The organism is Deltaproteobacteria bacterium (genome assembly GCA_016219225.1).
Lineage (GTDB): Bacteria > Desulfobacterota > RBG-13-43-22 > RBG-13-43-22 > RBG-13-43-22 > RBG-13-43-22.
On the sequence record JACRBX010000122.1, the window covers coordinates 1 to 11,282 of the forward strand.

Annotated in this window: 13 protein-coding genes; 5 read left to right on the forward strand and 8 right to left on the reverse strand. The window is 50.8% G+C overall.

Going from position 1 to position 11,282, the window contains the following annotated elements; genetic code table 11:
* From HY879_10840 to HY879_10850, 3 genes are all read right to left on the reverse strand, one after another.
* The coding region (locus HY879_10840) for an ATP-binding cassette domain-containing protein (GenBank protein ID MBI5603839.1) at positions 1–621 on the reverse strand (621 nt) is incomplete at its 3' end.
* Positions 618–1,316, reverse strand: a complete 699-nt coding sequence (locus HY879_10845; protein ID MBI5603840.1) for an ABC transporter permease — start codon at positions 1,314–1,316, stop codon at positions 618–620. The genes HY879_10840 and HY879_10845, both read right to left, overlap by 4 nt.
* Positions 1,316–2,173, reverse strand: a complete 858-nt coding sequence (locus tag HY879_10850) for a substrate-binding domain-containing protein (GenBank protein MBI5603841.1) — start codon at positions 2,171–2,173, stop codon at positions 1,316–1,318. The genes HY879_10845 and HY879_10850 overlap by 1 nt, the downstream gene beginning before the upstream one ends.
* A gap of 467 nt (positions 2,174–2,640) precedes the next feature.
* Between HY879_10850 and HY879_10855 the strand changes: the two genes are divergently transcribed.
* The 5 genes from HY879_10855 (at position 2,641) to HY879_10875 (ending at position 6,008) form a co-directional block, all read left to right on the forward strand.
* A complete protein-coding gene (locus HY879_10855; GenBank protein ID MBI5603842.1) occupies positions 2,641–3,675 on the forward strand; it encodes an ABC transporter substrate-binding protein in 1,035 nt (344 codons plus the stop codon).
* Positions 3,676–3,735: 60 nt separating this feature from the next.
* The gene (locus HY879_10860) at positions 3,736–4,515 is read left to right on the forward strand and encodes an ABC transporter ATP-binding protein (GenBank protein ID MBI5603843.1); all 780 of its coding nucleotides are present in this window, start codon (positions 3,736–3,738) and stop codon (positions 4,513–4,515) included.
* Complete coding sequence (locus HY879_10865; protein ID MBI5603844.1) at positions 4,502–5,269, forward strand: ABC transporter permease; 768 nt, start codon at positions 4,502–4,504, stop codon at positions 5,267–5,269. The genes HY879_10860 and HY879_10865 overlap by 14 nt, the downstream gene beginning before the upstream one ends.
* Before the next feature lie 105 nt (positions 5,270–5,374).
* Entirely contained in the window at positions 5,375–5,611 is a 237-nt protein-coding gene (locus HY879_10870; protein ID MBI5603845.1) for a type II toxin-antitoxin system Phd/YefM family antitoxin, read from the forward strand.
* Positions 5,595–6,008 carry a type II toxin-antitoxin system VapC family toxin gene (locus tag HY879_10875; protein ID MBI5603846.1) on the forward strand — a complete coding sequence of 138 codons (414 nt, stop codon included), beginning with the start codon at positions 5,595–5,597 and terminating at the stop codon, positions 6,006–6,008. The genes HY879_10870 and HY879_10875 overlap by 17 nt, the downstream gene beginning before the upstream one ends.
* Positions 6,009–6,120: 112 nt before the next feature.
* On the opposite strand, the gene HY879_10880 is transcribed toward HY879_10875, so the two are convergent.
* From HY879_10880 to HY879_10900, 5 genes are all read right to left on the reverse strand, one after another.
* On the reverse strand, positions 6,121–6,840 hold the full coding sequence (locus tag HY879_10880) for a hypothetical protein (GenBank protein ID MBI5603847.1): 720 nt from the start codon (positions 6,838–6,840) through the stop codon (positions 6,121–6,123).
* 4 nt (positions 6,841–6,844) lie between these two features.
* Entirely contained in the window at positions 6,845–7,603 is a 759-nt protein-coding gene (gene ccsA, locus HY879_10885) for a cytochrome c biogenesis protein CcsA (protein MBI5603848.1), read from the reverse strand.
* A gap of 182 nt (positions 7,604–7,785) precedes the next feature.
* On the reverse strand, positions 7,786–8,601 hold the full coding sequence (locus tag HY879_10890) for a hypothetical protein (protein MBI5603849.1): 816 nt from the start codon (positions 8,599–8,601) through the stop codon (positions 7,786–7,788).
* Positions 8,602–9,074: 473 nt separating this feature from the next.
* Positions 9,075–10,433, reverse strand: coding sequence for a sigma-54-dependent Fis family transcriptional regulator (locus HY879_10895; GenBank protein MBI5603850.1), 1,359 nt, complete (start codon positions 10,431–10,433; stop codon positions 9,075–9,077).
* An 11-nt stretch (positions 10,434–10,444) separates the two neighbouring features.
* The coding region (locus tag HY879_10900) for a histidine kinase (GenBank protein MBI5603851.1) at positions 10,445–11,282 on the reverse strand (838 nt) is incomplete at its 5' end.

An 11,282-nucleotide genomic window follows, 5' to 3' on the forward strand; every position in this document is an offset into this window, starting at 1 on the left:
AGACAACCGCAGGGCTTCGGACTCGTCGTGGGTTACCAGCAGGGCGGCAATCCCGGTTTCACGGATGATCCTTTCCATATCGTCGGTTATGGATTGCCTGGTCGGCGGATCGAGGGCGGCGAAGGGCTCATCCAGGAAGATGACTTCCGGATCAATAGCCAAGGCCCGGGCCATTGAGGTACGCTGGGCTTCCCCGCCGGATAGTTTTCGGGCCGAGCGGTCGGCCAGATGCACAATATTAAAACGCTCGAGGCTTGCCATGACCTTGTGCTTGATGGCCTCCCTTGGCATCCCCCTGATCTTTAAGCCGGCAGCGACGTTGCCGAAGACCGTTGTATCAAACAGCAGGGGCTCCTGGAAGACCATGGCGATTCTGCGCCGGTAGGCGAAGGCCGCCTGGTTCGATGCGATCTCCTGGCCGCGGAAGGTGATCCGGCCGGTGTGGGGCTTGATCAGACAGTTGAGGGCCAGCAGGAAGGTGGACTTGCCGCTGCCGTTCGGTCCGATCAGGGAGAGGATCTCCCGGTCGCCCAAAAAAAAGGAGGGGATGTCGAGTACCTCCACCTTTCCCCGGATGACCCGGAGATTTTCGGCTTCAACTATTTTCGATTCCGGATTCATCGGGGCCGTTCCCTTTGCTGAATCACCGTCAGGAGGTAATTGACCAAAAAACAAAGCAGGACGAGGATGATCCCCAGGGCGATAGCCACATCGAAGTTTCCCATGCCGGATTCCATGACCGTTGCGGTGGTTAAGACCCGGGAATAACCTTTGATATTACCGCCGACCATGATGGAGGCGCCGACCTCGGAGATGACCCCGCCGAATCCGGCCATGATCCCGGCCAGAAGGGGCAGCCGGGCTTCCCGGATCAGAAACCAGACCATCTGGAACCTCGTGGCGCCGAGGGAAAGGATCTGCAACCGCAGCTTGGCCGGAAGGTTCTGGATAGCGGCAATGGTGATTCCCATAACGATCGGTGTAGCGATGGTCGCCTGGGCGATGATCATGGCGGTCGGGGTATAGAGGATCCCCAGGAAACCCAAGGGTCCGTTCCGCCAGAGGAAGATCATCACAAACAGACCGACGACCACCGGGGGCAGCCCCATCCCCGTATTGACCACACTGACTAAAAACCTTTTCCCCGGAAAATTATTGAGGGCGATGACCGTTCCGGTTGAGAGGCCGATAAGCACACTGATCAGCGTCGCTGCCCCGGACACCTGGAGGGAAAGAAGGGTAATTCCAAGCACCTCCGGATTTAAGGAAAAGAGGAGCTGGAAGGCCTTGAGTATCCCGTCAAGAATGAGTTCCATTACAGACCGAGCGACTCCGGTTTTTTGCCGGCATCGGGAAAGAAAAGCGGGGAACCATACTTGTCCACGCCGAACTTAGCGATGATTTCCTGGGTTTTCTTGGCAACCATGAAACCGGCAAAGGCCTTGGCCCCGGGAGCGTTGACCTTGGACCACTTGGCCGGATTGACCTCGATAACATGGTAGATGTTGAGCAGCAGAGGTTCCCCTTCAATGAGGATATCGAGGCCCAGGTTCTTTTTGAGGGAGAGATAGGTGGCCCGGTCGGTGAGGGTGTAGCCTTTCTTTTCGGCGGCTACATTCAGGGTTTGCCCCATGCCGAGGCCGGTCTGTTGAAACCATTTCTGCCCTTCCGGGTTGACCCCGGCCGCCTTCCAGAGACCCTTTTCCTTGGAATGGGTTCCGGAATTATCCCCCCGGGAAAGGAAAAGGGCCCCGGTCTGGGCAACCATCTTCAGTGCCTCCTTCGATGATTTCATCCCCTTGATCCTGGCCGGATCAACGGGCGGCCCGACGATAATGAAATCATTATGCATAACCAGCATCCGGTTGATCCCGAACCCCTTGTCGATAAAGGCCTTTTCGGCTTCCGGGGAGTGGACCAGGAGCACATCGGCCTCTCCCTTTTCTCCCATCTTCATGGCTTGGCCGGAGCCGACCGAAATCGTCTTGACAAAGTAACCGGTTTCCTTTTCAAAGATCGGGATCAAAACATCGAGAAGGCCTGAGTCCTGGGTACTGGTCGTGGTGGCCAGGATGACATTTTTCTGCTGTTTTTCTGCGGCAGTGGCTGCCGAAGCAAAAAAGGGGATAAGGAGAATTAAAAGACCCAGGAAGGGAGCAAAAAATTTTTTCATCGGTGTTCCTCCTTAACAGAAAAATAAAGTTGCAAGTTATAAGTTGCAGGTTGCAAGTTTCAAGAGGTTATAGGGTATAGGCGAAAAAACCATAAGATCATTTTTACCTTGCCCTCGTCCCCAGAAAAATTTTCATGATCGTTGGTTTTTATATATGTCAATTGTGGCATAGTAGTCAATAAAAAAATTTGGCGGTAGGGTGGGTGGAGTGAAACGGAACCCACCAACAGAAATGAGGTCATACAGGTACTTATTTCATATGTATATTGGTGGGTTGCACTTTGCTCCACCCACTACGGGAAACTGATCCACGGTTTGACTCCCAGAGATAGAAAACGATATATTCTCCCATAGTTATCGAAAAGTGAAGGGGGGCAAGGTCCAAACAGAAGTTGACAACAAGGGCTTTTAAGGGTATGAATTAATACCCTAAAGCAGTCATTTTTAAAAAAATGGAGGGTCCCGTCATGAAGCCAGCCAGAATTATTTTTGTGGTTTTTTGTCTTTTTTTGCTTGTCTTACCCCCTGCTTTTGCCCAGACGGCCAGGCCGGAGAAACCGAAAATCGTCGTGGCCGTCGGCGGTCAGCAGGGTCTTATCTATCTTCCTTTAAGCGTCGCCTGGCGACTCGGATACTTTAAGGAAGCAGGTCTGGAAGTCGACCTTCAGAATCTGGCCGGGGGCGGCCAGGCCCTGAGGGCCCTGGTAGGCGGGAGCGCCGAATTTGTCAGCGGGTTTTATGACCATACCATCCAGATGAACGCCCAGGGCAAGAAGATCAAAGCCATCGTTATGCAGCAGCGCTTCCCCGGCTTGGTCCTCCTGGTTTCCAAGGCCGCGAGAGATCAAGGAGTGAAGAGCCTGGCCGATTTGAAAGGCAAGAAGATCGGCGTCACGGCCATGGGATCTTCCACGCACTTTTTTGTCAATTACCTCTTAAACGGGGTGGGTCTGACCCCTGAAGATTATTCTATTATCGGCGTAGGCATCGGCTCCACGGCCGTGGCCGCCTTGCGTAATAAGCAGATCGAAGCCCTTTCCGGTCTTGAACCCAGCGTTTCCACCATCCAAAACCTTGGAGACCTGGGCCTTGTTCTGGCCGACACCCGAACCACGGCCGGCACGACCAAGATCTTCGGCGGGTCTTACCCTGCAGGCTGTATTTACACCAGGGAAGAGATCATCCGGCAGTATCCCCAAACGGCCCAGGCCCTGGTCAATGCCATGATCAAGGCCCTGCGCTGGATACAGACGCACAAACCGGAAGAGATAACGGCCCTGATGCCGGAAGAATATTATCAGGGCAACAAAGAAATCTATCTCCAGGCCTTAAAGAATATGCTGGATTCCTTTTCGCCGGATGGACGCATAGCCTTAGGGGATGCTCAGAACGTGGCCAAGGTCATGAGTTCCGATCCGGTGGTGAAAAAGGCTTCTGTCAATCTGGCCGATACCTTTGATATGCGCTTTGTCGAAGCCTCTTGGAAAACCCAAAAGAAATAGGGTTTCCCCTTGGCTGCCATCCCAGAATCCGGCCCTTTCCAGCAGGATTGTCCGCCGGCCATAACCTTTAAAGGGGTTAACAAATCTTTTCTCACCCCTGACGGCGGTACCTACCTGGCCACCAGCAATATCGACCTGAACTTAGGCCAGGGGGAATTCGTTACCATCGTCGGCCCCACGGGCTGCGGTAAATCGACTCTTCTTAACCTGGCGGCAGGACTCCTTTTCCCGGATAAGGGGAGCGTGGAGATATTAGGCTTCCCCCTTACCGGAATCAATCGATTCGCCGCTTACCAGTTTCAGGAGGATGTGATCCTCCCTTGGAAGACCGCTGAAGAGAATGTCATGCTCGGCCTCCTGTTCCGGAACAGGCCGTTCAAAGAGGCCCGGGCCTCGGCCCGGGATTGGCTGGCCCGGGTAGGTCTGACCGGATTCGAGAACCGCTATCCCCATCAGCTCTCCGGTGGTATGCGCAAACGGGTGGCCCTGGCCCAGGCCTTGATCGTGGAGCCCCAAATCCTGCTCATGGATGAACCTTTCTCGGCCCTGGATGAGCAGACCCGCCAATTCATGGAGGATGATCTCCTGAATATTTGTACGGAGTTTGGCAAGACCGTTCTCTTTGTAACCCATGACCTGGAGGAGGCCATTTCCCTGGCCGACCGGGTGATGGTCCTTTCGGCCGGGCCCGGGGCGACCATCATCGGGGATTATCCGGTCAACATACCCCGGCCCAGAGAGGTGGCCGACATCCGGGTGCATCCGGTGTTTCGGGAGATTTTTAAGACCATCTGGGAGCACCTTCGGGGAGAGGTGATGAAGGCCTATGCCCGGAAATGATTATTTCAGGCTTCGGTTGAAACAACTGTCCGTCTTCATTGTCGGGGTGGCGGCCTGGGAGGTGTCGGCCGCCCTGCAATGGATCGACCCCTTTTTTTTCAGCCGGCCCAGTGCCGTTGTCGTTCGACTGGTCAAATGGTTCAGCGGCGGAAGCATCTATCCGCACATCGGCATTACCGCCCTGGAGACCCTTCTGGCCTTTTTGGCCGGGGCCTTGTTAGGGATTATCTTCGGCTTTCTCTTCGCCCGCATCCCCTCGCTGGCGGCCATCTTCGATCCGTATGTCAAGATCGCCAATGCCCTGCCCCGTATCGCTCTGGCTCCTATCTTTACCCTCTGGTTCGGGCTGGGGATTTTGTCCAAGGTCGTCTTCGGTGTGACCCTGGTCTTCTTCATTGTTTTCTTCAATACCTACCGCGGGGTCCGGGAAGTGAATCCGAACATCCTGAACAACGCCCGTATGCTCGGGGCCAATGAACGGGACCTCTTTCGTCATGTCCTCCTGCCCTCGGCTATGAGCTGGATCCTGGCCAGCCTGCATACCAGTGTCGGCATGGCCCTGGTCGGGGCCGTGGTCGGTGAGTATCTGGGGGCGGCCAGGGGCCTGGGCTATATCATCGCCCAGGCCGAGGGGGTCTTCGATACCACCAGCGTCTTTGCCGGGCTGGTCGTCCTTTCCGCCTTCGTCCTCATCATCGACCTGATCGTCTCCGTGGTCGAAAGCCGGCTCCTTAAGTGGAAACCTTCGGCTTGAGCGGATAGGGGTTAAGGAACACCAGTCCTGAGAAGCGTCCCCAAAAATAAACCTTGATTTTCTGTGCATTAAAATGTACACTGATGTACATAATGGAGGTGTCAGATGAAAGCAATAACCTTCACTGAGTTTCGGCAGCATGCTTCACGTCTCTTTTCTGCCATCGAGGAAGGAGAGGTAATTGTTATTTTGCGCCATGGGAAACCTATCGCGGAGATAACGCCCCTATCCAAGGAAGCCGCAAGACCGTCCTGGAAAAAGCCCGGCTTGCGCCTGTCCGTCAAGGGTGCCAGTCTCTCTTCCGCAATTTTGGAGGAGCGCGAACGTGAAAACGTTCTTTGATGCTTCGGCCTTTGCAAAAAGATATATTGAGGAAGATGGAAGCCAACAGGTTGATGAACTCTGTCAGGAAGCCACCGAGCTTGCCCTTAGCGTCATTTGTGTTCCTGAGATCATTTCTGCTTTAAACCGCCGCATACGGGAAAAGATTCTTTCCCGCCGGGAATATAGAACCGTTAAAGAGCACCTGTCCGATGACATTCATGATGTCGAAATCATCAACTTGACTCCTGAGATCCTGGCCAAAGCTACTACACTGCTCGAAGCCCATCCGCTGTGTTCAATGGATGCGCTTCATATCGCCTGCGCTTTAGAATGGGGGGCGGAACTGTTCGTATCTTCCGATAAGCGTCAAACAACGGCAGCCGGGAAAGCCGGCCTGAAAATAAAACTTATTTAAGCAGGCCAACATTGTAGTGTCCCGGAGTCAGAGAAAAGGCTCATTTTTTGACACTTTGTATTTTATGGGATACACTTAATCATGATTGAAATCCGTTAGACTGAAGCTTTTTCTAAGTGATTGAGTGAGTTGCGAGATCTTTAGGCGCGAGCGCGAATTTACCAGGATCGCCCGTTTGCAGCTTGGCTTGGCTGGTGATGTAAAATCGGTAAGCGGGGTCGTATCGGAATTGCGGATCGACTACGGACCGGGTTATCGAATATATTTTGGTGTTCTCTCGCGCACCAGAAAAGAGGCCCAGGGTAACGGTACATTGTTTGATGGATTGTTGCAGGGCAGGAGGGAATTGATAATATTCGCATTGCTGCTCAAGGATTTTAATTTCGGTTCGGTCCGGTAATCGGATCGATTCCCCCGGTTTCGCCGAAAGGACCGCATTATATCCCTGAATCAGGCTGATGAAATGGCCGGCCAGGATAACCAGAAAACAGAGATGGATTAAGGAGGGGGTGACTTTTATGGAAAAAATTTTGAAAGGCATCTGGGTCCTTTTAGGCCAGAGGAGACGGATCCGGTTCCAGGCACAAACCAGGGTATTGATCCCCAGAAGGGTCAGCAGCCCCAGTAAGGAACCCAGCCAAAGGATCTTGAAGGGCTCATTTATCCCGTAGCCGATAAGCCATTCCTGGAGCAGGAGATGGTTCAAAGGGTTGAATAAGGCCGAATTAAATTTGATAAAATAAGAGCCGGCAACCAGGTTCAGGGAAATGAATAAAAAAAGATAAAAGGTAATCTTGACATTGCCGCACCAGTTCCAGATTTTTTGAAACATAGGGTTATCCTCCCAATCGGGTAATGGCCCGCTCAGATATTTGGGCCCCTATGTTGAAAAGGAGGACCAGGAAGAACCCCAGGATGGAAAATCGGGCCTCTTGTCTTAATGGCCAATCCGGTAAAAAGCGTAGATGGAGGATGGCGGCATAAAAACACCACAGAGAGGCCGACTGCAAATGACGATTGCTCCAGTGCAAGGGGGTGGCCCAGCCCAAATAGGACCAGTAAGCCCCGACCACCTGGGCAAGGCTGTAGAAAACAAACCCCCAGATCAGGAAGGAATGAAAAATCCTGGCCTCCTCTTGCTGCCGCAAATATAAAAGTCCCAGCCAGGCCCCAAGGATAAAACAGGCCTGAGCCAAGACCTCGAAAAAGAAGAAAAGGGAAGAAAAAATAGTCTGGGATTTGGGCGACGGAGGGATGATGCCTCCTGGGAAAAAGGAGGCCGGCAGGGAAAGGAAAAAAATTAAGATGATGATCGAATCCGCCAGGGACTTATTCTTGGCAAATACTTTGAGCCCTATGGAAAGTAATCCCAGACACCAGGGGAGAAAATAAAGACCTTCAAAAAAGGCGTTGGGGCTTAAAAATCCCAGGGTCCAGGCCCTTTTCCAGAGGAAACAGGTGTGCAAAGCGAATCCGGCCAAAAGCAACCCCAGGGCGCATTTTCTCTGCCTGAAGATAAAGACCATCATGGCGGCCAGGTAAAAAAGGGCTGCCAATAAATAATAGAGTTTGTCTATTGCAAAAAAAGGGGCCAAAAAGTTATCCTGTCTTATATGTATTTTTTGGCATATATGTCATGTGTGACATAAAAGTCAAGAAAAATTTTTCCTCAGTGCCAGCTTTCGCTGTTCCGGGTTCCGCGTTACGAGTTATTAGAGGAAAGTTAATTTTTAAAGATACTCTTGACATGGGTTATGCCTCTTTCATTAAAAATTTCTTAATCTCCCGGATTTTGAATCTCAAAGGTGGCCCTTGATCTGTTTTGATTGACAAAGATACCGTTATTCCATTTATCAGACTCCCGAATTTGGAATCTGGCAGGCATCGAAGGGCCTTGAGCAAGCTTCCTGACCTGGTGCCCCAGTTCCAGGAAACGGTCCAGATTGCAACAACAGAATCTGGACTCCATCAATTCCCGGTCCGACGGTCGGACGTTTTTACGCCAGCGGTAAAGATCAAGACTGTCGGTAATTCCCGCAGCAGACAGGAATCTGGTCAACTCTGCAATCCTGGTCTTCCGTTTGTCGAGCGAATCAAAATACTCTTTTCTGAAATAGCCTGATTCTTTCAATTTTTCATGAAGAAAGGGGAGCAAGGCCGGGGTCTTGGTTTCCAGAGAGGTTTCAGTTTTTAACCATTGAACGACTCCTGGAAAGGAATCAGCGACAGAACGGAACTGTTCGGTAAGGGGGGTGTGCCGTTTTTTAATTAATGGTCGATTTTGTCCTCGGACATGTATTAGAACAAGCCTTGGATTCAACAGGAGGTCGCCCACCAGAGTAATTTCACCGTTATTAGCGTAATTTTCGGTACAAAGCAGGGACAGTTCATTGATACGGACTACGGTCAGCCAGTAGGAGACGTCTTTGATCATGACGAGATTGTTCAGTTGGTCCAATAGGTTTTCAAGAGTATCTTCGTTGAGGAAGAAATAGTTGGACTTCTTATCCAATAAGTAATGGAAATACAAAATCAAATTATTCCGGGAAGTTGGCTTTTCCCGATTTTCTCCTATTAATATTTGGTGCTCCATAGGCATTCCCCTGATTAATTAAAAAAAGTTTCAAGTTGCAAGATGCAAGTTGCAGGTGCTGATGGCATAAAAAAACCTCTATGTGTCTTTTTTGATATATGTCATAAATGGCATAACATAAGAAATAAAAAAAAGTCAATAAAGTTTTTCCGGAGGGCGCAGGGGGTAGAAATCGAAAATGCGGTTGCCTTGTTGCCGGCAGATGAGTACCGCCAATTCCGAGATTGGTTCCTGGAGCGTGACTGAGCACAATGGGATAAACAGATCCAAGGCGACTCGGAGTCAGGGAAATTGAACTTCCTGGTGAAAGAGGCTATGGATGAGAGAGCCGTGGTAATTTGAGGGACCTGTGATCCATCGCACGACGCGACGTTTCTGGGACTGCTGCTGGTCGATGCCAACGCAGGCAAGAGAATCGGCAGACAAGAGCTTTGCGCTCCTGCGTGAAGACCCGCGGCATCCCTCCCTTCATTTTAAACCGGCTTTTCTTTTTTGGAAAGTCCCCATTTTTTTCTTTTTTCCCATAGGGATTTTCGGGTTATTCCCAGTTGGTCGGCTAATTGTTGTTCGCCAAAGGTATTCTGATATCGGAGGATGAATTCCCGGGTATAGTTTTCGATAGACAGGGGTTGGGACAGGGCCTCGGTTAAAAAGGAAGGTGCACCGCGCAATCCTTCCGGGAGGTGTTCCGGAAGGATCGTATCCCGTTCGGCAATGAGCACTGCCCGTTCGATGATATTTTGCAGTTCCCGCACATTGCCGGGCCAGGGGTAGTCCTGAAGGAGCTTAAGGGCCGAGGGATGGAGCTCTCTGGCTGATTTGCCTATCTCCCGGGCATAGTGGGTCAGAAAATACCTGGCCAAAAGAAGGATGTCTTCCTGGCGATCTCTTAAGGGCGGTAAGGTCAATGTGACGACATTCAGGCGATAGTAGAGATCCTCCCGGCAAAGGCCCTCTTTGACGGCTGTTAGAATATCCTTATTGGTGGCGGCGAGGATACGGATATCGACTTTACGGCTCTGGGTCGACCCCAAAGGCCTTATTTCATGGTCATCAATAACCCGGAGCAGTTTGGCCTGCAAGGCCGGACTCAAATCGGCGATCTCATCCAGAAAGACTGTCCCCCCATCGGCTTCTTCAAAAAGCCCTCTTTTGGAAGAAACCGCACCGGTAAAGGCTCCTCTGACGTACCCAAAGATTTCCGACTCCAGCAGATTGTCCGGGATGGCACTGCAATTAATGGGGATAAAGGGCTTGTTTCTCCTGGGACTATTAAAATGGATGGCCCGGGTAAATAGTTCCTTGCCGGTCCCGGTTTCGCCCAGAATCATGACATTACTTTTAGAGTCTGAGATTTTTTTGACCTGCTCGATTACGTTTTTGATAGCCGGACTCTCTCCGATGATCTTTTCGAAATTATACTGTTTTTCGATCTGTTTTTTGAGTATCAGGTTTTCGGCCCTTAGAGCCCGGACATCCAAGGCCTGGCGAATGATTTTTTTGATTTCTTCATGAATAATGGGTTTCAGGATGTAATCATAGGCCCCGGCCCTGAGGGCACCCACTGCGGTTTCGATAGAGGCATAGGCGGTCATTACGATTACCAGTTCATCGGGGACGCGTTTTCTGACCTCTTTTAAGAATTGAATGCCATCCATCCCGGGAAGAATAATGTCGGTGATGATCAGATCATAGGCGCCCTCTTCAAAGACCTTAACGGCCTCTTCGGCACTTCCGGCCGTCTCGGCTTCATAGCCTTCCCGTATAAAAACCCGCTTGAGGGACTCCCGCAGGGTCGACTCATCTTCGACGATCAACAATCGTTCGGACATAATGGGTTTCCTTACCGAATAAACGGTTTGTATTTCTCCGCCACCAGTCCCTGCATTCTGGTCATGAGATGAAAAGCTTCTTTCAGGGTTTTTCTTTCAAGATTGCTTAATTGATTGGGGTTGATAAAATTATCCGGCTTCAGGCCGGCTTTGATCTGTTCAAACTGATGATGGATTCGAAGGAGCATGAGGAATTCATAGGCATGCTCCAGTTCTTCGGAATATTTTTCAGCCAGGTCGTGTTTGCTTTTCAAGGCCTCTATCCGTTCCAGAGTAACGGTCTCTATAATCCCTTTTTCCATGGAGAACAGACGCACAATATTCAAAAGAGGGGTGAGCCCTTTGATCTTCAAGTCAAATTTATCCTTGTGTTCGCCGCTTTTTTCCACGACGAAGGTATTAAAAAAACCGATGGGAGGGGTGATCTGAAGCATAAAGCCGGCCATATGGCCCAGGAAGATTTTTTTATCTTCAAGATATGTGATAAGATGTTTTCTGAGTTCTTCCGAGAGACTGCGTTTTCCGTGGAGGGGCCTGAAATCATAGAAGATTAAAAAATTTAACAACGAATCAGGAATCGGTTCATCGATCCAGGCGGAAAGATATCTCTTCCAAACCTTGAGGGGCTGACACCACTTTGGATTGCTGGCCATATAGTCGGCCGAACACCGGGGAAAACCCACCTGTTGAAGACCGTGGGATACCAAAGCGGTAAATTTAGGGAAATAGTCCCCGGCCTTTTCTTCATCCTCGGCTGTACCCGGGTCGTTGTAAATCAGGGCATTGTCCTGATCGGTTCTGAAGGTCTGCTCTTTACGTCCTTCGCTGCCGAAAACGATCCAGCAATAA

Coding starts and splice junctions, on each gene's coding strand:
- HY879_10845 (MBI5603840.1), bottom strand. CDS start 1,316: ATGGAACTCATTCTTGACGGGATACTCAAGGCCTTCCAGCTCCTCTTT.
- HY879_10850 (MBI5603841.1), bottom strand. CDS start 2,173: ATGAAAAAATTTTTTGCTCCCTTCCTGGGTCTTTTAATTCTCCTTATC.
- HY879_10855 (MBI5603842.1), top strand. CDS start 2,641: ATGAAGCCAGCCAGAATTATTTTTGTGGTTTTTTGTCTTTTTTTGCTT.
- HY879_10865 (MBI5603844.1), top strand. CDS start 4,502: ATGCCCGGAAATGATTATTTCAGGCTTCGGTTGAAACAACTGTCCGTC.
- HY879_10870 (MBI5603845.1), top strand. CDS start 5,375: ATGAAAGCAATAACCTTCACTGAGTTTCGGCAGCATGCTTCACGTCTC.
- HY879_10880 (MBI5603847.1), bottom strand. CDS start 6,840: ATGTTTCAAAAAATCTGGAACTGGTGCGGCAATGTCAAGATTACCTTT.
- HY879_10890 (MBI5603849.1), bottom strand. CDS start 8,601: ATGGAGCACCAAATATTAATAGGAGAAAATCGGGAAAAGCCAACTTCC.
- HY879_10895 (MBI5603850.1), bottom strand. CDS start 10,433: ATGTCCGAACGATTGTTGATCGTCGAAGATGAGTCGACCCTGCGGGAG.